At 70.5% G+C, this 26496-nt stretch carries 23 protein-coding genes; 10 read left to right on the top strand and 13 right to left on the bottom strand.

The window, feature by feature from the left end; all coding sequences use genetic code 11:
* Positions 1–70: 70 nt before the first annotated feature.
* A complete protein-coding gene (locus M8C13_RS14080; protein ID WP_252481007.1) occupies positions 71–355 on the bottom strand; it encodes a Rieske (2Fe-2S) protein in 285 nt (94 codons plus the stop codon).
* Positions 356–771: 416 nt separating this feature from the next.
* Between M8C13_RS14080 and M8C13_RS14075 the strand changes: the two genes are divergently transcribed.
* From M8C13_RS14075 to M8C13_RS14055, 5 genes are all read left to right on the top strand, one after another.
* On the top strand, positions 772–1566 hold the full coding sequence (locus M8C13_RS14075) for an ABC transporter ATP-binding protein (RefSeq protein ID WP_252481006.1): 795 nt from the start codon (positions 772–774) through the stop codon (positions 1564–1566).
* Entirely contained in the window at positions 1559–2326 is a 768-nt protein-coding gene (locus M8C13_RS14070) for an ABC transporter permease (RefSeq protein WP_252481005.1), read from the top strand. Before M8C13_RS14075 ends, M8C13_RS14070 begins: the two co-directional genes overlap by 8 nt.
* Positions 2323–3321, top strand: a complete 999-nt coding sequence (locus M8C13_RS14065; protein ID WP_252481004.1) for an ABC transporter substrate-binding protein — start codon at positions 2323–2325, stop codon at positions 3319–3321. Before M8C13_RS14070 ends, M8C13_RS14065 begins: the two co-directional genes overlap by 4 nt.
* A 103-nt stretch (positions 3322–3424) precedes the next feature.
* A complete protein-coding gene (locus M8C13_RS14060) occupies positions 3425–4609 on the top strand; it encodes an MFS transporter (protein ID WP_252481003.1) in 1185 nt (394 codons plus the stop codon).
* A gap of 242 nt (positions 4610–4851) precedes the next feature.
* Positions 4852–5382, top strand: coding sequence for a DUF1360 domain-containing protein (locus tag M8C13_RS14055; protein WP_252481002.1), 531 nt, complete (start codon positions 4852–4854; stop codon positions 5380–5382).
* A gap of 6 nt (positions 5383–5388) precedes the next feature.
* Here the strand turns inward: M8C13_RS14055 and M8C13_RS14050 are convergent, their stop codons facing one another.
* From M8C13_RS14050 to M8C13_RS14000, 11 genes are all read right to left on the bottom strand, one after another.
* A complete protein-coding gene (locus tag M8C13_RS14050; RefSeq protein WP_252481001.1) occupies positions 5389–5829 on the bottom strand; it encodes a hypothetical protein in 441 nt (146 codons plus the stop codon).
* Between the two features lie 144 nt (positions 5830–5973).
* Positions 5974–7176 carry a multiple monosaccharide ABC transporter permease gene (gene mmsB, locus M8C13_RS14045; protein ID WP_252481000.1) on the bottom strand — a complete coding sequence of 401 codons (1203 nt, stop codon included), beginning with the start codon at positions 7174–7176 and terminating at the stop codon, positions 5974–5976.
* Positions 7173–8711, bottom strand: a complete 1539-nt coding sequence (mmsA, locus tag M8C13_RS14040) for a multiple monosaccharide ABC transporter ATP-binding protein (protein ID WP_252480999.1) — start codon at positions 8709–8711, stop codon at positions 7173–7175. Before mmsA ends, mmsB begins: the two co-directional genes overlap by 4 nt.
* Before the next feature lie 2 nt (positions 8712–8713).
* Positions 8714–9799, bottom strand: a complete 1086-nt coding sequence (chvE, locus tag M8C13_RS14035) for a multiple monosaccharide ABC transporter substrate-binding protein (RefSeq protein WP_252480998.1) — start codon at positions 9797–9799, stop codon at positions 8714–8716.
* 16 nt (positions 9800–9815) lie between these two features.
* Positions 9816–11324, bottom strand: a complete 1509-nt coding sequence (gene araA, locus M8C13_RS14030) for an L-arabinose isomerase (RefSeq protein WP_252480997.1) — start codon at positions 11322–11324, stop codon at positions 9816–9818.
* A gap of 17 nt (positions 11325–11341) precedes the next feature.
* Positions 11342–11995, bottom strand: a complete 654-nt coding sequence (locus tag M8C13_RS14025; RefSeq protein WP_252480996.1) for an L-ribulose-5-phosphate 4-epimerase — start codon at positions 11993–11995, stop codon at positions 11342–11344.
* Complete coding sequence (araB, locus tag M8C13_RS14020; RefSeq protein ID WP_252480995.1) at positions 11996–13678, bottom strand: ribulokinase; 1683 nt, start codon at positions 13676–13678, stop codon at positions 11996–11998.
* Between the two features lie 522 nt (positions 13679–14200).
* Positions 14201–15184 carry a LacI family DNA-binding transcriptional regulator gene (locus tag M8C13_RS14015; RefSeq protein WP_256509052.1) on the bottom strand — a complete coding sequence of 328 codons (984 nt, stop codon included), beginning with the start codon at positions 15182–15184 and terminating at the stop codon, positions 14201–14203.
* A 114-nt stretch (positions 15185–15298) separates the two neighbouring features.
* Positions 15299–16321 (bottom strand): family 43 glycosylhydrolase, encoded by a 1023-nt coding sequence (locus M8C13_RS14010; protein ID WP_252480993.1) that lies wholly within the window; start codon positions 16319–16321, stop codon positions 15299–15301.
* Positions 16318–18801: an alpha-L-arabinofuranosidase C-terminal domain-containing protein gene (locus tag M8C13_RS14005; RefSeq protein WP_252480992.1), complete on the bottom strand. Its 2484-nt coding sequence runs from the start codon at positions 18799–18801 to the stop codon at positions 16318–16320. Before M8C13_RS14005 ends, M8C13_RS14010 begins: the two co-directional genes overlap by 4 nt.
* 16 nt (positions 18802–18817) lie before the next feature.
* Entirely contained in the window at positions 18818–20230 is a 1413-nt protein-coding gene (locus M8C13_RS14000) for a glycoside hydrolase family 43 protein (RefSeq protein WP_252480991.1), read from the bottom strand.
* A 172-nt stretch (positions 20231–20402) separates the two neighbouring features.
* On the opposite strand from M8C13_RS14000, the gene M8C13_RS13995 reads away from it, so the two are divergent.
* From M8C13_RS13995 to M8C13_RS13975, 5 genes are read left to right on the top strand one after another with little or no spacing between them, the layout of a single operon-like run.
* Complete coding sequence (locus tag M8C13_RS13995; RefSeq protein WP_252480990.1) at positions 20403–21362, top strand: ABC transporter substrate-binding protein; 960 nt, start codon at positions 20403–20405, stop codon at positions 21360–21362.
* 28 nt (positions 21363–21390) lie between these two features.
* The gene (locus M8C13_RS13990; RefSeq protein WP_252480989.1) at positions 21391–22935 is read left to right on the top strand and encodes a sugar ABC transporter ATP-binding protein; all 1545 of its coding nucleotides are present in this window, start codon (positions 21391–21393) and stop codon (positions 22933–22935) included.
* Positions 22932–23945 (top strand): ABC transporter permease, encoded by a 1014-nt coding sequence (locus tag M8C13_RS13985; protein WP_252480988.1) that lies wholly within the window; start codon positions 22932–22934, stop codon positions 23943–23945. Before M8C13_RS13990 ends, M8C13_RS13985 begins: the two co-directional genes overlap by 4 nt.
* A complete protein-coding gene (gene yjfF / locus M8C13_RS13980; RefSeq protein WP_374213071.1) occupies positions 23942–24949 on the top strand; it encodes a galactofuranose ABC transporter, permease protein YjfF in 1008 nt (335 codons plus the stop codon). Before M8C13_RS13985 ends, yjfF begins: the two co-directional genes overlap by 4 nt.
* Positions 24950–24966: 17 nt before the next feature.
* Positions 24967–25962 carry a TerC family protein gene (locus tag M8C13_RS13975; protein ID WP_252480987.1) on the top strand — a complete coding sequence of 332 codons (996 nt, stop codon included), beginning with the start codon at positions 24967–24969 and terminating at the stop codon, positions 25960–25962.
* Here M8C13_RS13975 and M8C13_RS13970 read toward each other — a convergent pair.
* Entirely contained in the window at positions 25954–26442 is a 489-nt protein-coding gene (locus M8C13_RS13970; RefSeq protein ID WP_252480986.1) for a GNAT family N-acetyltransferase, read from the bottom strand. The two genes, M8C13_RS13975 and M8C13_RS13970, sit on opposite strands and share 9 nt — an antisense overlap.
* Between the last annotated feature and the right edge of the window lie 54 nt (positions 26443–26496).

Raw genomic sequence — 26496 nt, 5'->3', positions numbered from 1 at the left:
GTGCGAGAGGAAGGATCCGCGCGCCGTCCTCTTGCCACCCGCGGGACGGCGCCGACCCGGGCGCGAGTCGTCAGGCCAACACCACCTGCCCGCCGTCGACCTTCACCTCGACCGCGCGCAGGCTCGCCGTGGCGGGCCCCTTCTTCACCGCGCCGTCCGAGACCGCGAACTGGCTGCCGTGCGCCGGGCACGTGATGATGCCGCCGGACGGCACCCCGACCTTCGCCCCCTTGTGGGTGCAGGACGCGTCATAAGCCTTCACCTCGGTCGCCGAGACGCGCGCGACGACGATCTTCTTGCCGTCTGGGCCGTCCACGACCACGCCGCCGCTCTCCGGCACGTCCGCGAGCGCCACGAGAGCCTTGCCACCCGTACCGGCGGGGTCAGTCGATCCGGTCGGCGTCGACTGGCCCTGCGTCGGCGTGGCACCAGAGCCCGACGAGCCAGCTGAGCCGCACGCCGCCACGAGTCCACTGGGCACGACGACGGCAGCCATGACTCCACACAGCGCCGCTCGTCTGCTGAGTGAGTTGTCGCCATTCACGATTGATCCTCCGTGGTGGTGGGTGTTCGGGTCAGAGCACACAAGTACGCGGTCGGCTCACCACGATGCTTGTTCGAAACGTAAGGCAACCCAGGTGCCGTCCTGGCAACCTGAGGAGCGTTTTCCGAAGAACGCGGAACTGTCTTGTATGGACGATAGCGCGCATTCGGCCCCTGTTACGTTTGGCGCGCAGTCTTCGTCTGACCTGAGCATCGAATACGGGACAAATGAGACCTGATGTGCAGGCCGCGCCCAGCGCGATCGAGCTGGCCTCGGTGAGCGTCTCCTTTCCCAGCACCACCACGGCACTGGAGAACGTGAGCTTCGCGGTCCCGCGAGGACGGTTCGTGTCGGTGGTCGGGCCCACCGGTTGCGGCAAGTCCACCGTGCTCAACTGCGTCGCCGGACTGCGCGCGCCCACCTCCGGCGAAGTCCTCGTCGACGGGGTGCCACTGCGAGGGCTCAACCGGGCGGCGGGTTACCTCTTCCAGCAGGATGCCCTGCTGCCGTGGAGAACGGTGCTGGACAACGTCGGGTTCGGGCTCCGCCTGCGAGGCGTCGGCAAGCAGGAGCGCACCGACCGCGCGCGGGAGTGGATTGCCCGGGTCGGGCTGAGCGGTTTCGAACACGCCTACCCGCACGAGCTCTCCGGCGGCATGCGCAAACGGGCCGCGGTGGCCCAGATGTGGATCACCGATCCGGACATCCTGTTGATGGACGAACCGTTCGGCGCGCTGGACGTGCAGACCCGCCAGATCATGGAGAACGAGCTGCTCGCGCTGTGGAGTGAGCGCGGCAACACCGTCCTGTTCGTCACCCACGACCTGGATGAGGCGGTGTCGCTGTCGGACGAGGTGCTGGTGCTCTCGGCCGGCCCGGGAAGCCGGGTGCTCGGCCGCTATCCGGTCGACCTGCCGCGCCCGCGCGACCTGCTGGAGATCCGCACCTCGCCGCGGTTCACCGAGATCTACCGCGCGATCTGGGCCGACCTGCGGGAGGAGGTGCTGAAAAGCCATGGCTGAGAAGACAGTCACGGCGAAGGGAACCGTCCTCGCCGCGCAGCTCGCACTCGGCGCCGTCGTCGTACTGGGCTGGGAGTTCGGCGGCGCCGACGAGTTCTTCTTCAGCAAGCCGAGCGACGTCGCAGGCCGGATCGTCGAGTGGTTCACGAGCGGGTCGATCTGGGCACACCTCGGGATCACCCTCACCGAGGCCGCGCTGGCGCTGGTGATCGGCACCGCGGGCGGGCTGGTGGCCGGGTTCGCGCTGGCTCGCTTCAGGTTCCTGGGTGCTGTGTTCGACCCGTTCATCAAGGTCCTCAACGCGGTGCCGCGGGTGGTGCTCGCGCCGATCTTCCTGCTCTGGTTCGGGCTGGGCGTGTGGTCGAAGGTCGCCTTCGGCGTGACGCTGGTGTTCTTCCTCGTCTTCTTCAACACCTACCAGGGCGTGCGCGAGGTGGAGCAGGTCCTGGTGGACAACGCCCGGATGCTCGGCGCGACGGAGAGCCAGCTGGCCTGGCACGTGCTGTTGCCCAGCGCGCTCGGGTGGATCTTCGCCAGCCTGCACGTCAGCGTCGGTTTCGCCATCGTCGGCGCGGTGGTCGGCGAGTACCTGGGCAGCTCGGCGGGCATCGGCTACCTCATCTCCCAGGCCGAGGGAACGTTCGACACCACCGGCGTCTTCGCGGGCATGGTCGTGCTGGCCACCGTTGTGCTCCTCGTCGACTTCGCGGTCGGCCTGCTCGAACGCAATCTGTTGCGCTGGAAACCGGAGGCACCGTGAAACGGCTTCTCACCGTCCTGCTGGCGGTGCTGACACTCGCCGGCTGTGTGTCCACAGTGGACGACAGGACCGAGGTGACCGTCGGCGTGGGTGGCCAGCCGCTGCTGGTGTACCTGCCCACGACACTCGCGGACCGCCTCGGCCACTACCGCGAGGAGGGCTTGCAGGTGAAGCTGGAGGACATGCAGAGCGGCTCGAAAGCACTGCAGGCGTTGCAGGGCGGCAGTGTGCACGTGGTGAGCGGGTACTACGACCACACGATCCAGATGCAGGCGAAGAACCGCGCCGCCACGGCGTTCGCCGGCATGCTGCGGCTGCCCTCGCTCGCGCTCGTCGTGTCACCGAAGAGCAGCAGGCTGATCACCTCGATCACCGACCTGCGCGGCGCCACCGTCGGTGTGACCTCGCCCGGCTCGTCGACTGACTTCTTCCTCAAGTACCTGCTCGTCCGGCACGGCCTGGCAGCTGATGCGGCCGGCGTGGCCGCGATCGGCGGGGACGCCGGCGCGGTGGCCGCCGTGGAACAGGGCAAGGTCGACGCCGCGGTGATGGTGGAGCCGTCGATCTCCCTGCTGCGCCAGCGCGCCGGAAACCCGCGGATCCTCGCCGACACGCACACCGTCGACGGGCTCAAGGCCGAGTTCGGTGTGGACAACTACGCGGCCTCCGTCCTCTACTCCACGAGTGAGTGGCTGGCCGCGAACACTGGTACCGCCCGGAAGCTCGCGAGCGCGATCGTGCGGACCCTGAAGTGGATCGACCAGCACTCGGCCGCCGAGATCGCCGACCGCATGCCACCGGAGTACACCGTCGGCAACCGTGAGGTGTACATCGCCGCGATCGAGCGGATGAAGGAGTCCTTCAGCAAGGACGGGGTCATCCACTCCGACGGCGCCCAGACCGCCTACACGGTGCTCAGCAAGTTCAACACCGGTGTCGCGGAGGCGAAGATCGACCTCGGCAAGACCTACACCAACGACTACCTTCCCCGGTGAGTCGTGAATTCGCGGACATTGCTCCGCCGATTGCGGCAAACGGCAGCCGAGCCCCGGTGAGCCCTGAACGAACGAGCATCATCACAGAATGGACCCGGTTCGCATGAGTGCTTCCACCAAGTGGGTGGTGCTCACAGGTTCGTTCGTGGCGTACATGTTCGACGCGGTGGAGATCTTGCTGCTGTCGTTCGCGCTGCCCGCCATCCGGGCCGAGTTCGGGCTCACCGCGACCCAGGGCGGCCTGCTGGCCACGGCCACGCTGCTCGGTATCGGGTTGAGCAGCGTGGCCGTCGGCTGGCTCGCCGACAACTACGGCCGCAAGCGGGCGTTGATGGTCTCGCTGGCGGTGTTCGGGGTCTGCACCGCGGCACTGGCGATCGTGCCTGGATTCACGATGTTCCTGGTGCTGCGCTTCCTGGCGGGCCTGGGCCTCGGCGGCGTCTGGGGAGTCGTGTCGACCTACGTGGTGGAGACCTGGCCCGCCGGGCAACGCGGCCGCGCGGCCGCGTTCGTGCTCAGCTCGTTCCCCATCGGCGGAGTGGTCGCCGCGGTGCTCTCCGGTGCGCTGCTACCGGACTGGCGGCTGCTGTTCTTCGTGGCCGGAGTGGGTGTGGTGATCCCGCTGGTGATCGTCGGCGTGTTCTTCCGCGAGTCCACCGAATGGGCGCGGCAGCAGAGCACACCGGTGCGGGTGAGCGAGATCTTCTCCCCGGCGCTGCGCAGGCGCACGCTGCTGGGCGCCACCGTGGCCGGGCTCGCGATGTTCGGCTGGTGGGGCGCGTCCACGTGGCTGCCGACGTACCTGCAGACCGTCAAGGGCATCCCGGCGGCAACCGTGGCCCTGTTCATGATTGTGCTGAACCTCGGCATGTTCGTCGGCTACAACGTCTTCGGGCTGATCGCCGACCGGATCGGCCACAAGTACGCGCTGGTCCTCTCCCTCGCCGGAGTGGCACTGACCCTGCCGCTCTACGTGGTCGCCGCCGACCGCACGGCATTGCTGTGGCTGGGCCCGATGTTCGCCTTCTTCGCTGCCTTCGCCGGCGTCTTCGGCGCCTACCTGGGTGAGCTGTTCCCGACCAGGGTGCGCACGACCGGTGCCGGGTTCTGCTTCAACGTCGGGCGCGGTGTGTCCGCCTTCGCCCCGTTGACGCTGGGCGCGTTGGCGATCACCGCCGGGTTCGGCATCGGACTGCTCGTGTGCGCGGCCTTCATCGCCTGCGCGGCGGTCGCCATGACCTTCCTGCCCAACCTGCGCACCGCGGCCCCGGTGCCGGCACGCGACTGACGGCGGGGTGGGCCGGCCATCGGCCACCGAATTGGTCACGAGACATCCCTTGTTCGCGCCACCCGCTCGGACTCGCCCACTTCGGCGTACTCCCCAGGTCCGCCTCCATCCGAGCGACTCCCCAGGACGGCGCCGGTCTCGAGGAGGCCGCCACGGTCCGGGGAAACGCGGAGGAACCCAGTTTGCCTGTTCGATGCGGGGGCAACCTGGCGGCATGGCGAGTCGATTGATCGGGACGGCGGATGACGATGGGTGAGCACACACCGCAGGCGATCACCGGCAAGGTCACGCCGCTCCGCACCGAGGACGCCCCGGAGAAGGCCACTCCGCTGGGCGGCCGGCTGGTCCTCACGGCAACCTTCCTGAGCGGTGCGGCCGCGGTGGCGGTGGCGGCGCACCGCTCCGGGCGGGTGCCTGAGCGCATCCCGCCGGGTGACCTGGTGCTGCTGGGCATCGCCACCCACAAGGCGTCCCGGATCATCAGCAAGGAGAAGGTGACCGGCTTCCTGCGGGCGCCGTTCACCACCTGCGCGGAGGCCGAGACCAATGCGGAGGTCTCGGAGCAGCCACGCGGCCGCGGGCTGCGCAGGGCCATCGGCGAACTGCTGACCTGCCCGTTCTGCATCGGCATGTGGATCGCGGGCGGTGCGGTCGCCACCTACCTGTTCGCGCCGAGGGCGGCGCGGCTGGGGTCCTCGGTGCTGGCCGTGCTCAGCGTGTCGGACTACCTGCAGTACGCGTGGACCGCGGCGGACCAGGCCACCGAGGACTGAACCGGCTCACCGCTGGATGGCCTCACGAGTGCCACGGCGCAGGCTCTGCACCATCGTCACCAGGCCGAACAGGATCATCACCAGCAGCACCGGCACCCCGCCGGCCTGCCGGATGCCGGCGGCCAGCTCCGCCGGAGCCGCCACCGCGGCCGGGAAGACCAGCATGGGCAGGGCAAGGGCGAGACCGCCGCCCACCGCGGTCAGGACCCATCCCGCCGACCGCGACATCAGCAGCAACCCCGCACCGACCAGGCAGCACCCGCCGTCGATGGCGAGCCCGATCCTCAGCACGAGGCCAACGGTGCTTGCCCGGGTATCTCCCAGGCCGAACAAGCCCGAAGCGGCCAGCAGCGCGACCAGGCCGAGCAGGAGCGCGAAGGTCACCGCCGTGACGAACGGCACGCGGCTCGGCCGACGCCGCTGTGCCTGCCCAATGGAGTGGTCCATCCGCTTCTCCTCGGTCGAGTCTCATGCAGCCTGCGCAGGAACGCGTGGCACAAGTCGACCTCATCCGGTGCCGGCGTGACACACCACTGGCAGCAACCGGCCGCCCATCGTCGCCATGGCATCGATGGGCGGCCGCACCCCGGGTCAGCGCGCGCCGGCGCGCCGTTTGGTGAACACGTCGTAGGCCACCGCCGCCAGCAGCACCAGGCCCTTGACCAGCATCACCCGTTCGCTGGGCGCGCCGATCAGGGACATGCCGTTGTTGATCACCGCCATGATCAGGCCGCCGGTGACCGCGCCGACCACCTTGCCGACCCCGCCCTGCACCGCCGCGCCGCCGATGAAGGCCGCCGCGATCGCGTCCAGCTCGAAGGAGGCGCCCGCGGTGGGACCGGCCTGGTTGAGCCTGCCCGCGAAGACCACCCCGGCCAGCGCGGCCAGCACACCCATGTTCACGAACACCCAGAAGGTGACCGCGCGGACGTTGACCCCGGACAGGGTGGCCGCCTGCAGGTTGCCGCCGATGGCGTAGATCCGTCGCCCGAACACCGAACGACCGGCCAGCACCGAGTAGCCCCACACCAGCGCGGCCAGCAGCACCAGCACCCAGGGCAGGTTGCGGAAGCGGGCCAGCTGCACCACCACCGCGAGCACCAGCAGCCCGGCCGCGGCGATCTTGGCCACGAACACCGGCATCGGGTCGATCTCCTGGCCGTACCCCGCGCGCCCGCGCCGGGCTCGCCACTGGGTCAGCGCGATGCCGGCCACCACGGCCAGGCCGATCAGCAGGCTCAGCAGGTCCGCGCCGCCGAGCGGGCCGAGGCCGATGTTGCCCAGGTAGCCGTCCAGGAAACCGTTGGACAGCGTGCGGATCGGCTCCGGGAACGGGCCGATGCCCTGGTTGCCCAGCACGCTCAGGGTGAGCGCGCGGAAGACCAGCATGCCGCCGAGGGTGACGATGAAGGCCGGGATGCCGAAGTAGGCGATCCAGTAGCCGTGCCAGGCCCCGATCACCCCACCCGCCACCAGCGTGACCAGCACCGCCAGCGGCCAGGGCAGGCCCAGCTGCACGGTCAGCACCGCGCACAGCGCCCCGGTCAGCGCGACCACCGAGCCCGCGGACAGGTCGATGTGCCCGGCGATGATCACCAGGATCATGCCCACGGCGAGGATGAGCACGTAGGAGTTCTGCACGATGATGTTGGAGATGTTCTGCGGCTCCAGCAGGGTGCCGCCGGTCAGCGCGGTGAACAGCAGCACGATCAGCGCGAAGGCCACGTAGATGCCGCTTTGCCTGGGGTTGATCCGGAACCGGCGGCGTGGCGCGAGTTCTGCCTTGGTGCTCAACGGTTCCGCTCCTGTCCCTGGGTCATGTGCCGCATGAGGCGTTCCTGAGTGGCTTCCGCCCTGCTCACCTCACCGGTGATCCGGCCTTCGGCCAGCGCGTACACCCGGTCGCACAGACCGAGCAGCTCCGGCAGCTCCGAGGAGATGACCAGCACGCCGGCGCCGCGCTCGGCGAGCTGGTTGACGATGCCGTAGATCTCGTACTTCGCGCCGACGTCGATGCCGCGGGTGGGCTCGTCCAGGATCAGCACGTCCGGCTCGGTGAACATCCACTTGGCCAGCACCACCTTCTGCTGGTTGCCGCCGCTGAGCGCGCCAGCCGGGGTGAGCACGCCGGGCGCCCGGATACCCAGCTCGCGCAGGTATCCCTTGGCCACGCCGAACTCCTCGCCCTCCCGCACCCAGCCGCGCCGGGACAGCTTGCCCAGCCCGGCCGCGGAGATGTTGCGCCGGATGTCCTCGATCAGGTTGAGGCCGTAACGTTTGCGGTCCTCGCTGACGTAGGCGATGCCGTGCCGGATGGCCGCGCGCACCGAGCGCGGCGCGATCTCCTTGCCGTCCTTGAAGATCCGGCCGGCGAAGCCGGTGCCCCAGGAGCGGCCGAACACGCTCATGGCCAGCTCGGTGCGTCCCGCGCCCATCAGCCCGGCCAGCCCGACGATCTCCCCGCGCCGCACCGACAGCGAGACGTCCTTGAGCACGGCCCGTTCCGGCCGGGCCGGGTCGTGCACGGTCCAGTCCTCGATCCGCAGCACCTCCGCGCCGATCCGCGGGGTGCGCGGCGGGAACCGGTGGGTCAGGTCGCGGCCGACCATGCCCGCGATGATCCGGTCCTCACTCACCTCCTCGGCGTGCACGTCCATGGTCTGCACGGTGCGGCCGTCGCGGATGATGGTGATCGAGTCGGCGATCGCGGTGATCTCGTTGAGCTTGTGCGAGATGATCACCGAGGTGACGCCCTGCCCGCGCAGCTCGCGCAGCAGGTCCAGCAGGTGCGCGGAGTCCTCGTCGTTGAGCGCCGCGGTGGGCTCGTCCAGGATGAGCAGCCGCACGTCCTTGGCCAGCGCCTTGGCGATCTCCACCAGCTGCTGCTTGCCGATGCCGATCTCGCGCACCGGCGTCACCGGGTTCTCCCGCAGGCCCACCCTGGCCAGCAGCGCGGCCGCGTCGTGGTTGACCCGGTTCCAGTCGATCCAGCCGCGGGTGGCGATCTCGTTGCCCAGGAACAGGTTCTCCGCGATGGACAGCTCGGGGCAGAGCGCCAGCTCCTGGTGCACGATGACGATGCCGCGCGCCTCGCTCTCGGCGATCCCGGCGAAGGCGCAGGGCGCGCCGTCGAAGTCGATCTCACCGGCGTAGGAGCCGTGCGGGTACACCCCGGAGAGCACCTTCATCAGCGTGGACTTGCCCGCGCCGTTCTCCCCGCAGATCGCGTGGATCTCCCCGCGCCGCACCGACAGCGTCACGCCGTCCAGCGCGGTGACCGGGCCGAAGGTCTTGGTGATGCCCCGCATCCGCAGGATGTGCTCGGTCATCGTTACTTCAGCTGGCCCTCGGTGTAGTAGCCGGACTCCACCAGCACCTTGCGGTAGTTGTCCTTGTCCACCGCGACCGGCTGGAGCAGGAAGGAGGGCACCACCTTGACGCCGTTGTGGTAGTCCTTCTCGTTGTTCACCTCGGGCTTGCGGCCCTGCAGCACCGCGCCCGCCATGTTCGCGGCCACCTTGGCCAGCTCCCTGGTGTCCTTCTGCACGGTGGAGTACTGCTCCCCCGCGATGATCGACTTCACCGAGGCCACCTCGGCGTCCTGCCCGGTGACCACCGGGTAGGGCCGGTCCGCCTTGCCGTAGCCGTTGCTCTTCAGCGCGGACAGGATGCCGATGGACAGCCCGTCGTACGGCGAGAGCACACCGTCCACTCTGGACCCGGCGTAGGTCTTGGTGAGGATGTCCTCCATCCGGCGCTGCGCGGTGGCCGGGTCCCAGCGCAGGATGGCCACCGTGCCGAAGTCGCGCTGGCCGCTGCGCACCACCACGGTGCCCGCGTCGATCAGCGGCTGGAGCACGGACATGGCGCCGTTGAAGAAGAACGTGGCGTTGTTGTCATCCGGCGAGCCGCCGAACAGCTCCACGTTGTACGGTCCCGCGCCGCGCGCCTTCAGCCCGGCCACCAGCGAGTTGGCCTGTTCCACGCCGACCCGGAAGTTGTCGAAGGTGGCGTAGTAGTCCACCGCGGGGCTGTTGCGGATCAGCCGGTCGTAGGCGATGACCGGGATCTTGGCGTCCGCGGCCTGTTGCAGCTGCGAGCTGAGCGCGGTGCCGTCGATGGAGGCCACGATCAACGCCTTGGCGCCCTTGGTGATCTGGTTCTCCAGCTGGTTGGCCTGGGTCGGGATGTCGTTCTCCGCGTACTGCAGGTCGACCCGGAATCCCTGCTGCTCCAGGGCTTTGCGGATGTTGTCGCCGTCGTGGATCCAGCGCTCGGAGGACTTGGTCGGCATGGTCACGCCGACCAGCGCGCCCTCGCCGGAGCCGCCCTGCTGGTCGACGGTCTTGACCGAGGAGCCGCAGGCGGTGAGCGTGGCCAGCAACGCGACCAGGGCCGCGGATCGTGGAAACCTCATTGTTTCTCCCTGATTCTCAGCGCAGGCCCTGCGCGAGCCGGTGGTAGGCCTGGTTCCAGCGCAGCCGGTCGGTGAACTCATCGGTGGTGGTGCGCTCGTCGATGAGCGCCAGCTCGACGTCGAGGATGCGCGCCAGGTCGCGCAGCGGCTCGGCGCCGACGGCCTGGGTGAGCACGGTGTGGTGCGGCCCGCCCGCGGTGAGCCAGCACTCCGCGGAGGTCGACAGCGAGGGCGCGGGCCGCCACACCGCGCGCGCCACCGGTAGGTTCGGCAGCGGCTCGTCCGGCGGGACCACCTGGATCTCGTTGGCGGTCAACCGGAACCGGTCGCCGAGGTCGGCCAGGCCGATGACCACCCCGGGTCCGGGCTCGGCGTCGAAGACCAGCCGCACCGGGTCCTCCCGGCCGCCGATGCCCAGCGGGTGGATCTCACAGGAGGGCTGCTGGGCGGCGATGCTCGGGCACACCTCCAGCATGTGCGCGCCCAGGATCTTCGGCTCGCCCGGCCCGAAGTGGTAGGTGTAGTCCTCCATGAACGAGGTGCCGCGCCCGGTGCCCTCGCCCATCGCCTTCACCGCGGCCAGCAGCGCCGAGGTCTTCCAGTCGCCCTCGCCGCCGAAGCCGTAGCCGTCGGCCATCAGCCGCTGCACGGCCAGGCCCGGCAGCTGGCGCAGCCCGCCGAGGTCCTCGAAGTTGGTGGTGAACGCGCCGAAGCCGCCCTCCACCAGGAACCGGCGCAGCCCGCACTCGATCCGGGCGGCGTAGCGCAGCGACTCGTGCCGCGCCCCGTCCCGCCCCAGCTCCGGCGCCAGCCGGTAGGTCTCGGCGTACTCGGCGACCAGCAGGTCCACCTCGGCCTCGGTCGCCTCGGCCACCAGCTCGACCAGGTCGTTGACGCCGTAGGTGTTCACCGAGACGCCCAGCTTCAGCTCCGCCTCGACCTTGTCGCCCTCGGTCACCGCGACATCGCGCATGTTGTCGCCGAAGCGCGCCAGCCGCAGGTTGCGCAGGTGCTGCGCCCCGGTCGCGGCGCGGGCCCAGCCGTCGATCCGCTCGATCACGTGCGGCTCGCGCACGTGGCCCGCCACGGTCTTGCGGGCCAGCCCGATCCTGGTCTGGGCGAAGCCGAACTCGCGGTCACCGTGCGCGGCCTGGTTGAGGTTCATGAAGTCCATGTCGATGCTCGCCCATGGCAGCGCCTCGTTGAGCTGGGTGTGCAGGTGCAGCAACGGTTTGCGCAGCAGGTCCAGGCCGGAGATCCACATCTTGGCCGGGGAGAAGGTGTGCATCCAGGCGATCACCCCGACACAGGACGGATCGCCGTTGGCCTCGTGCAGCACCGCCCGGATCGCCCCGGCGTCGGTGAGCACCGGGCGCCAGATGACCTCCACCGAGAGCCTGCCGGACTCGGTGAGCATCCGCTGGATCCACTGGGACTGCGCGGCGACCTGCGCCAGCGTCTCCGGCCCGTAGAGGTGCTGGCTGCCCGTGAGGAACCAGACCTGGGGCTTGGCCGCGACCGGCATGTTCACTCCTCGCGGGCTCACTGCCCGTATACGTTCTGGTAGCGCTCGTACAGGCTGTCGATGTCCTGCTGGGCAATGGATTCCGGCGCGCCGAGCTGCCTGGCGAAGTGCACGGTGCGGGCCACGTCCTCCAGCAGCACCGCGGCCTTGACCGCCGCGCGGGCGTCCGCGCCCACGGTGAACGGGCCGTGGTTGCGCATGAGCACCGCGGGAGACCGGCTGGCGCGCAAGGTGTCCACGATGCCGCGCCCGATCGAGTCGTCGCCGATGAGCGCGAACGGCCCGACCGGGATCTCGCCGCCGAACTCATCGGCGATCATGGTGAGCACGCACGGGATCGGCTCCCCGCGGGCGGCCCATGCGGTGGCGTACGGCGAGTGGGTGTGCACCACCCCGCCGATCTCGGGCAGGTGCCGGTAGACGTAGGCGTGCGCGGCGGTGTCCGAGGACGGGGCCAGCTCGCCCTCCACCAGGTTGCCGCGCAGGTCGGTGACGACCATGGCGTCCGGGGTCAGCTCGTCGTAGGAGACCCCGGACGGTTTGATCACCATCAGGTCGTGGCCGGGCACCCGCGCGGAGATGTTGCCCGCGGTCCAGGCGACCAGCTCGTAGCGGGTCAACTCACGGTGCAGCTCGGCGACGGTGCGGCGCAGTTCGGCGGTGACCGACATCTAGCCCTTCCTCTCCAGCGCGGCGCGGCGGTGGGCGCGCAACCGGTGCATGACCTCGTTGGCGCCGCGGCCGAAGTAGTCGTGCAGGTCCCGGTACTCGCGGTACAACTGTTGGTAGACCTCGACATTGGCCGGGTCCGGCTGGTAGACGCCCCGGCGCACCGACCCCATGGCCGCCGCGGCCGCCCTGATGTCCGGGTACGCGCCGGCCGCCACCGCGGCGTGCAGCGCCGAGCCGAGCGCCGGTCCCTGGGCCGAGCCGATGACCGACAGCGGCAGCCCGGTCACATCGGCGTAGATCCGCATCAGCAGCTCGTTGCGCAGCAACCCACCCGCGATCACCAGCTCGGTGACCGGCACCCCGGCCTCGGCGAAGGTGTCGATGATGGTCTTGGTGCCGAAGGCGGTGGCCTCCAGCAGCGCCCGGTAGACGTCCTCGGGCCGGGTGGCCAGGGTCTGCCCGACCACCACGCCGGAGAGCTCGTGGTCGACCAGCACGGACCGGTTGCCGCTGTGCCAGTCCAGCGCGATCAGCCCGTGCTCGCCGACGGCCTGCGCCGCGGCCAGCTCGGTCAGCAACTCGTGCACGGAGATGCCGCGGTCCCTGGCCCGCTCGTGGTACTCCGGCGGCACGTGGGTGCGGGTGAACCAGGCGAAGATGTCGCCCACCCCGCTCTGCCCGGCCTCGTAGCCCCACAGCCCCGGCACGATCCCGCCGTCGACCACCCCGCACATGCCGGGCACCGAGCGCAGCACCGAACCGTTCATCACGTGACAGGTGGAGGTGCCCATGATCGCCACCATCTGCCCGGGCTCGACGGCCTGCGCCGCGGGCGCGGTGACGTGCGCGTCCACGTTGCCCACGGAGACCGCGATCCCCTGCCGCAACCCGGTCCACGCCGCCGCCTGCTCGCTGAGCCCACCGGCCCGATCACCAAGCGCGGAGAGCGGATGCGCCAGCTTGTCCTCGACGAACCCGGCGAAGCCGGGGTTCAGCGCCGCCAGGAACTCCCGGTCCGGGTAGGCCCCGTCCTGGTGGATTCCCTTGTACCCGGCGGTGCACGCGTTGCGCGTGTAGCTCCCGGTGAGCTGCCAGACGATCCAGTCCGCGGCCTCCACCCAGTGCGCCGTGGCCGCGTAGACGGCGGGAGCGCCCTCCAGCAGCTCAAGCCCCTTGGCGAACTCCCACTCCGAGGAGATCAGCCCGCCGTAGCGCGGCAACCAGCTCTCCCCGCGCTGCCGGGCAAGTTCGTTGATCCGGTCGGCCTGCGGCTGGGCCGCGTGGTGCCGCCACAGCTTCACGTAGGCGTGCGGCTCCTCGGCGAACTCCGGCAGCTCGCACAGCGGCGTGCCGTCGGCGGTGACCGGAACCATGGTGCACGCGGTGAAGTCGGTCCCGATGCCGATGATCCGGTCACTGTCCACACCGGACACTCGCACCGCCTCGGGCACCGCGGTCCGCAACACCTCGACGTAGTCGGCGGGCACCTGCAACGCCCAGTCCGGCGGCAGTGCCCGCCCGGTGCGCGGCAGCACGTCATCCAGCACGCCGTGCCGGTACTCGTGCACGGCGGAACCGAGCTCGGCCCCGTCCCGCACCCGCACCACCACGGCCCGCCCGGACAACGTGCCGAAGTCGACGCCCACGACACACGCGCCGGGATCGGTTGGCAGCTCAGTCACACGGCGATTGTTATCGCTAACATTTGAGCCGTCAAGCCTGGGAGTACGGGCTTTGCGAGCTTGTGGTGAACGTGCGCATGGCAGCACGAAGCCGCCGATGGCGCGGGCGGGACGAGAGCGGCCGCGAGCACCGGGCGGGGCACGGCAGCCAGCCATCCGGCGGGGGCTAACCGTGCGAAGCGGGCGAGCTGGCCCGTGGGCGGACCCGACCGCGCGAAGCAGGCGGGCTCGCGGGCGGCAGGCGCGCGAAGCGAGCGGGCAGCCACACGGCGGGACCCAGCCACGCGAAGCAGGCGGACAGCAGGCCCGCGCCGCCCGGCCGGGCGGCGTCAGCCAGCCGCGACGGCGGTCCCGCCACCGGCCCGCACCGGACCAGGCTCAGCCCCAGCTATCACCCAACCGCGAGCCCAGCTCCGCGACCACCCAGCCCGCGACTCCCCGGCCCACGCGCCGCACGCACCCACCCAGCCACGACTCAAGCGGCGACGCGACGCTCTCCCGCACCACCAGGTCCGACGCGACTCAAGCGGGCGGCGCGACACTCTCCCGCACCACCAGATCAGGCGCGATCGTCCGGCACGGCTCCGCCGTCTCCCCTTCGCTCACCTGGGTCAGCAACAGCCCCAGCGTCTCCCGCGCCACCGCCGCGAAATCCGGTCGCACCGTGGTCAGCGGCGGGATGAAGTACGCCGCCTCCGGCACGTCGTCGAAGCCGACCACGCTGACCTCCCACGGCACCCGCCTGCCCCGCTCGCTCATCGCGCGCAGCACGCCCAGCGCCAGGTGGTCGTTGGCCGCGAACACCGCCGTCACCTCGGGCATTCTGGCCAGCATCTGACCGGCCTGGTACCCGGCCGCGGCGCTCCAGTCCGCGGGCAGCACCGGCGGCACCTCCGCGCCCGCCAGGTCCAGTGCCCGCTGCCAGCCGCGCACCCGGCCCGCGGCGTCGAACCAGTCGGCGGGACCGGAGACGTGCCAGACCGTCTTGTGGCCCACGTCGAGCAGGTGTTTGGTCGCGGCGAAGGCTCCTGCCGCCTGGTCCACAGTGACCAGGGGGGTGGGGCGGTCCGGGTCGCCGTCCACGGTGACCAGGGGGACGCCTGCCGGGATGTCGGCGAGGGCGTCGCTGGCCGAGGCGGTGGGCGCGATGACCACGATGCCGGCCACCCGCTGGTCGCGGTGCCGTTCCACCGCCGCGGCGATGGACTCCCGGTCCAGCACCCGGACCCGGCCGACGCTGACCGCGAACCCGGCCTCGCCCGCCGCCTCCTCGAAGGCGGACAGCAGCGAGGCCGGGCCGTAGAGCGTCGAGTTCTGCGTGACCACGCCGATGAGCTGCGACTTCCCGGTGACCAGGGCGCGCGCCGCCCGGTTGGGCCGGTAGCCCAGCTCCTTGATCGCGGCGCGCACCCGCAGCCTGGTCTGCTCACGCACGTTGGGGTGGTCGTTGAGCACCCGCGACACCGTCTGGTGCGAGACCCCGGCGAGCCGGGCGACATCGGTCATCGCGGGGTCACGGGTGGCCCTGCTGTCCACAGACGATCTCCGATCCTCGACCTTCGGCGTCCGATGTTAGCGATAACACTCATCGGATCCCGGGCTGACACACCCCATTGTCCACTAGCCGAGCGGGCTCGCACCGCCGTTGGGCACGCCGAAGTCCGGGCTGCCGTCGGCCTTCCAGCGCAGCCGCTTCACCCTGGTGTGCCGGTTGGGGTCGAACAGCGGGTCGCCGGTGATGTCCCGGTAGTCCCTGGCGTGGTAGACCAGCACGTCCGCGCCGCCGACCGTGGTGAACGAGTTGTGCCCCGGCCCGTACTGGCTGGTGCCCGCGTTGCTGGTGAACACCGGCCCGGCCGACTTCGTCCAGGAGCGCGGGTCGAGCAGGTTCGCGCCCGCGTTGGCGGTGAGCAGGCCCATGCAGTAGCGGGCGTCGGTGGCGCTGGCCGAGAAGGTCACGAACACCCGGCCGTTGCGGATGAGCACCGCTGGGCCCTCGTTGACCTTGAAGCCCTGGGTCTCCCAGGACTCCGTCGGCACCGAGATGCGCACCGGCGTGCCGCGCAATGCCAGCGGCGAGGCCATCTCGGCGATGTAGAGGTTGCTGTTGGTGGCGATGCCGGGTTCGCCCTGCGCCCACAGGAAGTACCGCTTGCCGCGGTGGGCGAAGGTGGTCGCGTCCAGGGTGAAGGTGTCCCAGGCGGTCTGCATCTGGCCGCGCAGCACCCAGCCGGCCGCGCGCGGGTCGGCGGCGACGGACTCCAGCACGTAGGTGCGGATGCGGAAGGGCTCGTCGGAGTCGCCCGCGGCGAAGTAGACGTACCACTTCCCGCCGATCCGGTGCAGTTCCGGCGCCCAGATGTGCCCGCCCATCCGGCCCGAGGCAGGCCGCCGCCAGATCACCGTCTCCGCCGCCGCGCCCAGACCCTCCACTGTGGACGCACCACGGATGATGATCCGGTCGTACTCGGGCACCGAGCCGGTGAAGTAGTACCGGCCGCCGACCGGTGGGGTGATGAACGGGTCGGCCCGCTGGCGGATCAGCGGTTGACTGGCCGGTGCGGCGGCGGCCAGCGGGAGGGCGCTCGCGGCGGCGAGCACACCGCCTGCCCGCAGCAGGGAACGTCGGTCGAAGGCGGTCACGGGCGGCTCCGATCCTTGATGCGCAGGAAGGTGATCGAGTGTGGCGGGAAGGTGTGGGTGAAGGAGTTGGACACTCGCACCTGCGAGGTGCGTGGCCGGATCGGCTGCCCGGCCTGGGTGTTGAGGTCCTCGGGGCGGCCCTGCAAGGTGGTGGCCTGCGCGATGGGCTGGACCTGGGTGTCGCGCCCCAGGTCCAGCCGCACCCGCGCCGCGTCCTCCTGGGCGTTGACCACCTTGACGATCAGTTCCCCGGTGGCGAGGTCCCTGGTGACCACCTGGCGGAACGGCTCCGCCTTGCGGTCGTCGGTGAACTCGCCCCACCGCTGACCATCCAGGAACAGCGTGACGCGCCTGCCGCGGACCTCCACCCGCAGGTCGTAGGTCCGGCCGGTCTCGATCCTGGTGTCCTTCTCCAGCAGCGTGCTCTTGCCGCCGGACTCGGTCTTCTCCACCGCGGAGCGGGTGTTGTCCCAGCCGCCGAGGTTCCACCAGTAGAGGTTGCCGGTGTCCTTGACGCCGAAGGCGACCAGGAACCCTTCCTTGCCGGACTGCTTGGTGGCCTTGAGGTTCAGCGTGTAGTCCCGCCAGGCCGGATCGCCCGCGGTCACCAGGGTGTTCTCCGAGGCGGCGTCGGACTGGACGTAGGCGCCGTCGCGGACCGCCCAGCTGCCGCGCCCGGCGACCTTGCTCCAGCGGGCGTCGGTGCCGGAGAAGTCCTCGGTGAACAGGGTCCGGCCGTCGGCGGCGGTCACCCGCACGTCGTCGTAGCTGGCCGCGGTGGCCCAGGTGGACAGGCCGATCGCGCCGGTGATCGGCTCCATTGTGGACGGTGTGGCAGAGGCGGCGCTGGGCACCACGTGGTCGCCCACGTTGGTCATGAACAGCTTCTGCGTCTCGTAGCTGGCCGAGCCCCAGGAGGCGTGGTTGTTGAACCAGATCATGTCCGGCCGCCACTGCACCGCGTCCTCGTTGGCCAGCAACGGCGCGTAGGAGGCGAGCTTGACCACGTCGGCGTTGCGCTCCAGGCCGGTCATGAACGCGGCCTCGGCCAGGGAGTTGCGCCACCGGTTGTCCTGCGAGGCGTACTCGCCGAGGAAGACCTTGGGCCCCTTGCGGTCGTAGCTGTCGTAGCGCTGGTTGTTCTCCAGGAACCAGCTGGGGCTGTTGTAGTAGTGCTCGTCCACCATCGCCACCCCGGCCTGGCGGTTGAGCTGCCAGAGCCGGTCGAAGGTGGCGCCGGTGTCGTCCGGGCCGGAGTTGCCGACCACGGTGATCTCCGGGTGCTTGGCCGCGATGGCCTTGCGGAACTCGGTGAAGTGGGCGAAGTACTCCTCCGGCAGGTTCTCCTCGTTGCCCACCGCGAGGTGGGTGAGCCGGAACGGCGCCGGGTGGCCCATCTCGGCGCGCTTGGCGCCCCAGGTGGAGGTGGCCGGGCCGTTGGCGAACTCGATCAGGTCCAGGGTGTCCTGGATGTGCCGCCGCAGCAGCTCCGGGTCCTTGGTGGCCTGGTTCTGGCCGCAGCCGGTGACCAGCGCGGGCACCACCGGCAGCGGCATCGCGCCGATGTCCTCGGCGAACTGGAAGTACTCGAAGTAGCCGAGGCCGTAGGACTGGTTGTAGCCCCAGAAGTTCCAGTTGGTGGCCCGCTGCTCGACCGGGCCGATGGTGTCCTTCCACTGGTAGGACCGGCGGCGCTCGTAGTTCGGCGCCTCGTAGCCGTAGTGGCTGCCGGTGTTGACCAGGCAGCCGCCCGGGAAGCGGACGAAGCCCGGCTTGAGCGCGGCGATCTTCTCGGCCAGGTCGCGGCGCAGGCCGTGGCCCTTGTAGGTGTCCCTGGGCAGCAGCGACACCATGTCCAGCCGCAGCGTGCCCGTTCCCCCGCCGCTGACCCGCAGCCGGGCCGTGGTGCTGGTGGCGCGGGCGCGGAAGCTGCCGGTGTGCTTGACCCAGCCGTCGCCGCGGACCTGGATCCGCAGCGGGGCGGCCAGGTCCTTGCCCGCCGGGTCGGTCAGCGCGACCGACAGCGGGGTCCCGGCGGCGGCGTCGGTGCGCGCCCAGACCGAGAAGTCGTAGGACTGGCCCTCGCGCACCGCGATGCCGGTGTTGTAGCCGGAGTTCACCACCCCGCCGGGGAGGCGGAGCTTGAGGTAGCGGCGGTTGCGCTCGTTGAGCCGCCCGGCGTCGTCGGCCACCTCGGCCACGCCACCGGTGGGCGACCAGGCGGTCAGGCCGGTGTAGGCGGCGTTGTCGGCGCGGTCGTACTCGAAGGAACGGTTCTGCACCAGTTCGGCGTACAGGCCGCCGTCGGCGGCGCGATTGATGTCCTCGAAGAAGACGCCGTACATGGAGTCGTCGATGGCGGCGCCCTTGCCCGCCGGGTCGACGGTCAGGGTGTAGCCGGTCTCGGCGGCCGTGCCCGCACCGGGCAGGGCCACCAGCAGACTCGCCGCGAGCGCGGCGCAGAGCGACAAGCGGGACACGCGATCTCCTGCGGGGTCAGGGGAAGGCCGCGCGGACGCGGTCGAGCTCGGCCTTGGTGATCGGCAGCACGGTGCCGTGGCGAGGACTGCGCGGCAGCGCGTGGCTCGCCGAGGGGGTCCAGCGGCCGGAGGCGAGATCCGTTGTCTCGAACGGGATGTAGCCGCGTCCGCCGAACTCGTCGATGAACAGGTACCACTTGCGCTCGGTGTTGGACTTGAACACCGTGGGCCCCTCGCCCTGGCTGATCGCGCCCTTGCCGATGCAGTCGGCGAGGAAGTCGTACTTGGTGGCGCGCAGGTTCGCCGACTTCTCCGCCAGGATGAACTTGCTGCACGGGGTGCTGGAGGAGTTGTTCCGCTCGTCCTTGGTGAAGCGGTAGTAGGTGTTGCCGTCCTTGATCATGGTGGAGTCGATCACCGAGTAGCCGGGGTCCACCCACACCTTGGGCTGGCTGAAGGTGCGGAAGTCGCGGGTGGTGGCGTAGAGCATCCGGTTGTGCGTGTTGCCGGTGTGCTGCGGGTCGTTCGCGGCGTAGATCTTGGACGCCCAGAACACCACGTACGCGCCGATGGAGGTGTCGTAGTAGGCCTCGGGGGCCCAGGTGTTGCCCGCGGTGTCCGGTGAGACGCGCACGTGCCGCTGCGCGGACCAGCGCACCAGGTCGGTGGACTCCCAGACCTCGATGTGCTTGCTGCCGTGGCGCTGCGCGAGGTCCCAGTTGCCGTTGCCGTGGATCCGGAGGTCGGTGGCGATCAGGTAGAACTTGTCGCCCTCCGGCGAGCGGATGATGAACGGGTCCCGCACGCCCTTGTCGCCCTTGCCGGAGGTCAGCACCGGCTTGCCGCGGTTGAGCTCGTCCCAGCGCAGCGCGTCGTTGCCGCGGCTGGCCGCGAGGTAGACCTGCTCGCCGGTGGCGGTGCCCTCGCCGGTGAAGTAGCCGAACAGGTAGCCCTCGTAGGCCGCCTTGGCCGGCAGCGGGCGGGCGGTGACCTCGAAGCGGCGCTTCACCTGGCGCCCGCCGAGGCGGACGGTGGCGGTGAGGGTGGCGGTGGCCGGGGCCGCGCCGTGCGGCGGGCGGGTCAGCTCACCGGTCTCGGTGATCACGTTGCGGCGGTTGGAGTGCCAGGACACGGCAGCGCCGCCGGACTCGGTCGGCAGAGTGATGTTGCCGCGCAGGTCGTGGGCGTCCCAGACGGTCAGCGCGTCGGCCGCGGCGGTCAGGGCCGCGTCGCCGTGGCCGGCAGCGGGGGCCACGGCGAACGCGGGGTCGGTGGCCGCCGGTTGCCCGGCGAGCGGGAAAGCGGCGTTCGCGGCCGGGACCGCCAGGTCCGTCGGCACGGCCTGCGCGGCGGGCGCCGCGGCGGCCAGCGCGAGGGTGAGCGCCAGGGTGGTGAGCAGGGGGCGGGAGCGAGCAGGGGTTACCGGCATGACCGTGCTTCCGTCTCGAAGGGGAAGGTGCTCCGGGTCACAAAAGTGAGCGCTAACATAACCAGGGCTCGAAGAGGTGTCAACGCCGCGACATTCCCGTTACCGGCGGCTTGACGAGGAAGTTGTGAACGCTCACTCTTGTGGCCCACCAACCGCTCCATCGGAGGAATCCGTGCTGAAGAAGATCACGACCGCCGCCAGCGTGGTCCTGTTGAGCGCACTCGCCGCCTGTGGCGGTGGCCAGCCACCCGCCGGCCCGGGTGGTGCGATCACCATGGGCTTCGCCCAGGTGGGCGCCGAAAGCGGTTGGCGCACCGCCAACACCAAGTCGATCCAGGAGGCGGCCAAGGCCGCTGGCATCGAGTTGAAGTTCTCCGACGCGCAGCAGAAGCAGGAGAACCAGATCAAGGCGATCCGCTCCTACATCCAGCAGAAGGTCAGCGTGATCGCCTTCAGCCCGGTGGTGGAGACCGGCTGGGACACCGTGCTGCTGGAGGCCAAGCGGGCCAACATCCCGGTGATCCTGACCGACCGGGCGATCGACTCCGAGGACACCTCGCTCTACCGCACCTTCCTCGGCTCGGACTTCGTCGAGGAGGGCCGCAAGGCCGCCGACTGGCTGCTGGCCAACTCCCCGGGCCCGGTGAACGTGGTCGAGCTCCAGGGCACCACCGGCGCGGCGCCGGCCATCGACCGCAAGAAGGGCTTCGAGGAGAAGATCGCCGCCCGGCCGGACGTCAAGATCGTGGCCTCGCAGACCGGTGACTTCACCCGCTCCGGCGGCAAGCAGGTGATGGAGGCCTTCCTGAAGTCCACCCCCAAGATCGACGTGGTGTACGCGCACAACGACGACATGGGCCTGGGCGCGATCGAGGCGATCAAGGCCGCGGGCAAGACCCCTGGCAAGGACATCCGGATCATCACCGTGGACGCGGTCCGGGACGGCATGCAGGCGCTGGCCAACGGTGAGATCAACTTCATCGTGGAGTGCAACCCGTTGCTGGGCAAGCAGCTGATGGAGCTGACCAAGAAGGTGCTGGCGGGCGAGCAGGTGCCGGCCAGGGTGGTCACCGAGGAGGGCACCTTCACCAGCGAGCAGGCCAAGGCCGCGCTGCCGACCCGCCAGTACTGACCAGGAGCCGGACGACGAAGGCCGATCCATGACCGAGTCCCCGACACCCGCCACCGAGCCGGTCGTCGACATGCGCGGGATCTCCCTGTCCTTCCCGGGGGTCAAGGCGCTGCAGGAGGTCGACTTCCGGCTCTTCCCCGGCGAGGTGCACGCGCTGATGGGCGAGAACGGCGCGGGCAAGTCCACCCTGATCAAGACCCTCACCGGGGTGCACACCGCGGATGCCGGCGTGGTGCGCCTGCACGGCGAGGTGGTCGAGTTCTCCTCGCCGGGGCAGGCCCAGCAGGCCGGGATCAGCACGGTGTACCAGGAGGTGAACCTGTGCCCCAACCTCACCGTGGCGGAGAACATCCTGCTCGGCCGGGAACCGCGCAGGTTCGGCCGGATCGACGGCAAGGCCATGCGCGCCAAGGCCGCCGGGCTGCTGGCGCGGATCGGGCTGGACATCGACCCGGCCTCCGCGCTGCACGTGCACCCGATCGCGGTGCGCCAGCTGGTCGCGATCACCAGGGCGATCGCGGTGGACTGCCGGGTGCTGGTGCTGGACGAGCCGACCTCCAGCCTGGACGCCGAGGAGGTGGCGGAGCTGTTCCGGATCATCCGGGTGCTCCGCGCCGAGGGCGTGGCGATCCTGTTCGTCTCGCACTTCCTGGACCAGGTCTACGCCATCGCCGACCGGATGACCGTGCTGCGCAACGGTTGCCTGGTCGGCGAGTACTGCACCGCCGAGCTGGACCGGCGGTCGCTGGTGGCCGCGATGCTCGGCCGTGAGCTGGGCACCCTCGCCGAGATCGAGCGGGCCGCGCACCAGGAACGCCCGGCCGCGCCGGTGCTGCTGCGCGCCGAGGGCCTGGGCCGCCGGGGCGCGATCGCGCCGTTCGACCTGGAGGTCAGGGCCGGGGAGATCGTCGGGCTGGCCGGGCTGCTCGGCTCCGGGCGCACCGAGCTGGCCAGGCTGCTGGCCGGGGCCGACCGCGCCGACTCCGGCAGGCTGCTGGTCGACGGCAAGCCGCTGCGGGCACGCGGGCCGCGCGGTGCGATCGCGGCCGGGATCGGCTTCTGCTCGGAGGACCGCAAGGGCGAGGGGCTGGTCGCCGACCTCAGCGTGCGGGAGAACCTGGTGCTGGCCAGCCAGGCCGCCCGCGGCTGGGCCCGGCCGCTGCCCCGCCGCACGCAGGACGAGCTGGTGGCGAAATACCTTGCCGCACTGGACATCCGCCCGGCCAACCCGGAGGCGCCGGTGGGCTCGCTCTCCGGCGGCAACCAGCAGAAGGTGCTGCTGGCCCGCTGGCTGGTGACCAAGCCCCGGCTGCTGATCCTGGACGAGCCGACCCGCGGCATCGACATCGGCGCCAAGGCGCAGATCCAGCAGCTGGTCACCGACCTGGCCGCAGACGGCATGGCGGTGCTGTTCATCTCCGCGGAACTGGAAGAGGTGGTCCGGATCGCCGACCGGGTGGTGGTGCTGCGCGACCGGCACAAGGTCGCCGAGCTGGACGGCGCGAGCACGAGCGTGGACGAGGTGGTCGAGCTGATCGCCAGCGGAACGGCGCCGGAGAGGGCGGTCTCGTGAAGTCCCGGCTGTGGTGGCCGCTGCTGGCCCTGGGCGCGCTGCTGGCGCTCAACCTGGTGCTGGCGCCCACGTTCTTCGCGCTGCGCTTCCAGGACGGGCACCTCTACGGCAGCCTGGTCGACGTCCTCAAGAACGGCGCGCCCACCCTGCTGGTCGCGCTGGGCATGACCCTGGTCATCGCCACCCGCGGCGTGGACCTCTCCGTCGGCGCGGTGGCCGCCATCGCGGGCGCGGTGGCCTGCACGCACCTGGCCGGCTCGGCCGATCCCGGCGGAGCGGGCACCGCGTTCACCGCGATCGCGCTGGCGCTGGGCCTGTGCCTGGTGCTGGGCCTGTGGAACGGGTTCCTGGTGGCCGCGCTGGGCATCCAGCCGATCATCGCCACGCTGGTGCTGATGACCGCGGGCCGGGGCCTGGCCATGCTGCTCACCGAGGGGCAGATCGTCACCGTGGACAACAGCTTCTACCGGGCGGTCGGCGCCGGTCACCTGGTGCTGCCGGTGTCGATCCTGATCAGCGGCGCCGCGGTGGCCGCGATCGCGGTGCTGACCAGGCGGACCGCGCTGGGCCTGCTGATCGAGTCGGTCGGGGTGAACCCGGAGGCGAGCAGGCTGGCCGGGGTGCGCTCCCGCCGGATCATCTGGACCTGCTACGTCTTCGCCGCGCTGTGCGCGGGCGTGGCCGGGCTGATGATCAGCTCCAACGTGAGCGCGGCGGATGCCAACAACGCCGGGCTGTGGATCGAGATGGACGCGATCCTGGCCGTGGTCATCGGCGGCACCTCGCTGGCCGGGGGCCGCTACTCGGTGGCCGGGACCGTGCTCGGCGCGCTGATCATCCAGACCCTGACCACGACCATCCACACGGTCGGCGTCGCCCCGGAGGTCACCCTGGTGCTCAAGGCGATCGTGGTGATCTGCGTGTGCCTGGCCCAGGCGCCGAAGGCCCGCGCGCTGCTGCGCCGCCTGGCCCCCGCCCGTGCCGAGACGACGAAGGCGGCCACGCCGTGACCAAGACCTTCCTGCCAGCCCGGTTCCGGCCGGTGCTGGTCACCTACGCCCTGTTCGCACTGGTCTTCGGCGTGGGCGCGGTGGCCTACCCGGGCTTCGCCAGCGGTCAGGTGCTGCTGAACCTGTTGGTGGACAACGCCTTCCTGGTGGTGCTCGCGGTCGGGCTGACCTTCGTCATCCTCACCGGCGGCATCGACCTCTCGGTCGGCTCGGTGGTGGCGCTGTCCACCATGGTCACCGCGACCGGGCTGCGGGCGGGCTGGCCGGTGCCGGTGGTGGTGGCCGCGGTGCTGGCCATCGGCTCGGTGCTGGGCCTGCTGATGGGGCTGGTGATCCACCACTTCGACATCCAGCCGTTCATCGTCACCCTGGCCGGCATGTTCCTGGCCCGCGGCCTGTGCTTCGTGATCAGCGTGGAGTCCATCCCGATCAAGGACCCGGCGTTCCGCGCGGTGGCCACCGCCACCCTCGACCTCGGCGGGCTCAACATCACCTACGGCGTGCTGATCGCGCTGCTGACCGCGGCGGTGGCGGCCTACGTGCTGCACCTGACCCGCTTCGGCCGCACCGTCTACGCCGTCGGCGGCAGCGAGGCCTCCGCGCGGCTGATGGGCCTGCCGGCGGGGCGGGTCAAGGTCGGCGTGTACGTGATCAGTGGGTTCTGCTCCGCGCTCGGCGGGCTGCTGCTGAGCGTGTACATGCTCTCCGGCTACAGCCTGCACGCGGTGGGCATGGAGCTGGACGCGATCGCGGCGGTGGTGATCGGCGGCACGGTGCTCACCGGTGGCGCGGGCTACCTGGCCGGCTCGCTGGCCGGGGTGCTGGTGCTGGGTGTGATCCAGACCCTGATCTCCTTCCAGGGCACGCTCAGCTCCTGGTGGACCAAGATCGTGATCGGGCTGCTGCTGCTCGCCTTCGTGGTGGTGCAGCGGGTGCTGCCGGGCGCCCGGCGGCCAGCCGATTCGGTCACACCGGCGGGTCGGTCCGCCGTCGCGGCACGGTGACCAGGTTGACTACGGACATGCTCGAGATCAGTCTTCTCACCTGGTCGGTGACCATCGGTTTGGTCATCGCCCTGCTCGCGGTCGACCTCATCCTGGCCGCGGTGCGCCCGCACAAGGTCGGTTTCGGCGAGGCGACCACCTGGTCGGTGATCTACGTCCTGGTCGCGATCGGCTTCGGCGTCTGGTTCGCCTGGCAGTACGGCGGGCAGTTCGGCACCGAGTACTTCGCAGGCTACATCGTGGAGAAGAGCCTCTCGGTCGACAACCTGTTCGTCTTCGTGATCATCATGACCACCTTCGCGGTGCCCGAGGAGCACCAGCACAAGGTGCTCACCTTCGGCATCGTGCTCGCGCTGGTCATGCGCGCGATCTTCATCGCGCTGGGCGCCACGCTGCTGTCGCTGTTCTCCTTCATGTTCCTGCTCTTCGGCCTGCTGCTGGTCTTCACCGCGGTGCAGCTGTTCCGGCACCGCAACGAGGACCCGGACGTGGAGAACAACATCATGGTGCGCACCGCGCGCCGCCTGTTCCCCACCACCGACACCTACGTCGGCGGCAAGCTGTTCACCAAGGTAGACGGCAAACGGCTGGCCACCCCGCTGTTCGTGGTGCTGCTGGCCATCGGCAGCGTGGACCTGCTCTTCGCGCTGGACTCCATCCCCGCGGTCTTCGGCGTCACCGAGCAGCCCTACATCGTCTTCACCGCCAACGCCTTCGCCCTGCTCGGCCTGCGCGCGCTGTACTTCCTGGTCAAGGGCCTGCTGGACCGCCTGGTCTACCTGTCCACCGGTCTGGCGCTGATCCTGGCCTTCATCGGCGTGAAGCTGATGCTGCACTGGGCGCACGTGGACATCGACGAGCGGGTGCCGGAGATCTCCACCGCGGTCAGCCTCACCGTGATCATCGGCGTGCTGGTCGTGGTCACCGTGGCCAGCCTGCTCAAGACCCGCCGCGACCCCACCGCCAAGGCGCACGCCGGTTCCCTGCGCGCCCACCGGGAGGACTCAGACTGAGCCCAGCGCCCGCTCGAACCGCAACCCGGGCTGGCCGCTGAGCACCACCTCACCGGTGACGGCGAACCCCGCCTTGGTGAGCACGGCCCGCGACCCGGCGTTGCGCACGGCCGCCCGTGCCCACAGGGAGGTCAGCCCGTAGTCCGTGGCCGCCAGCGCGCAGATTTGATGCACCGCGCTGGTGGCCAGGCCACGGCCCGCCGCCTTCTCCGCGATCCGGAACCCCAGCTCGGCCGAGCCGTCGGCCAGGTCGAGCAGGTTGACCCGGCCGAGCACCTCACCGTCCTCGGCCACCAGCAGGTGGAAGCGGCAGATCCCGGCCTCCTGTTCGGCGAGCAGGGCCTGGTGGCGTTCGGCGAAGTGGGCGAAGTAGTCGTCACCGCGGTCGGGCACGGAGGCGGCGAAGTAGGCGCGGTTGGCCAGCTCGAAGGCGAGCACGGCGGCCTCGTGATCGGCACGGAGGCGGTGCAGTTCCGGCATCAGGGCACTGTATCGCGCGGCCCGGACCGTCCACTGTGGTCGGCTGGCGCGGAC

It is taken from the genome of Crossiella sp. SN42 (assembly GCF_023897065.1).
GTDB lineage: Bacteria > Actinomycetota > Actinomycetes > Mycobacteriales > Pseudonocardiaceae > Crossiella.
This window is presented reverse-complemented; position numbering and strand designations above follow the sequence as displayed.

Bases quoted from the DNA above. Each gene is read 5' to 3' on its own strand.
- M8C13_RS14075 (WP_252481006.1), top strand. From the start codon at position 772: ATGAGACCTGATGTGCAGGCCGCGCCCAGCGCGATCGAGCTGGCCTCG.
- M8C13_RS14070 (WP_252481005.1), top strand. From the start codon at position 1,559: ATGGCTGAGAAGACAGTCACGGCGAAGGGAACCGTCCTCGCCGCGCAG.
- M8C13_RS14060 (WP_252481003.1), top strand. From the start codon at position 3,425: ATGAGTGCTTCCACCAAGTGGGTGGTGCTCACAGGTTCGTTCGTGGCG.
- M8C13_RS14055 (WP_252481002.1), top strand. From the start codon at position 4,852: ATGACGATGGGTGAGCACACACCGCAGGCGATCACCGGCAAGGTCACG.
- M8C13_RS14050 (WP_252481001.1), bottom strand. From the start codon at position 5,829: ATGGACCACTCCATTGGGCAGGCACAGCGGCGTCGGCCGAGCCGCGTG.
- mmsA (WP_252480999.1), bottom strand. From the start codon at position 8,711: ATGACCGAGCACATCCTGCGGATGCGGGGCATCACCAAGACCTTCGGC.
- chvE (WP_252480998.1), bottom strand. From the start codon at position 9,799: ATGAGGTTTCCACGATCCGCGGCCCTGGTCGCGTTGCTGGCCACGCTC.
- araA (WP_252480997.1), bottom strand. From the start codon at position 11,324: ATGCCGGTCGCGGCCAAGCCCCAGGTCTGGTTCCTCACGGGCAGCCAG.
- M8C13_RS14025 (WP_252480996.1), bottom strand. From the start codon at position 11,995: ATGTCGGTCACCGCCGAACTGCGCCGCACCGTCGCCGAGCTGCACCGT.
- M8C13_RS14015 (WP_256509052.1), bottom strand. From the start codon at position 15,184: ATGACCGATGTCGCCCGGCTCGCCGGGGTCTCGCACCAGACGGTGTCG.
- M8C13_RS14000 (WP_252480991.1), bottom strand. From the start codon at position 20,230: ATGCCGGTAACCCCTGCTCGCTCCCGCCCCCTGCTCACCACCCTGGCG.
- M8C13_RS13990 (WP_252480989.1), top strand. From the start codon at position 21,391: ATGACCGAGTCCCCGACACCCGCCACCGAGCCGGTCGTCGACATGCGC.
- M8C13_RS13975 (WP_252480987.1), top strand. From the start codon at position 24,967: ATGCTCGAGATCAGTCTTCTCACCTGGTCGGTGACCATCGGTTTGGTC.
- M8C13_RS13970 (WP_252480986.1), bottom strand. From the start codon at position 26,442: ATGCCGGAACTGCACCGCCTCCGTGCCGATCACGAGGCCGCCGTGCTC.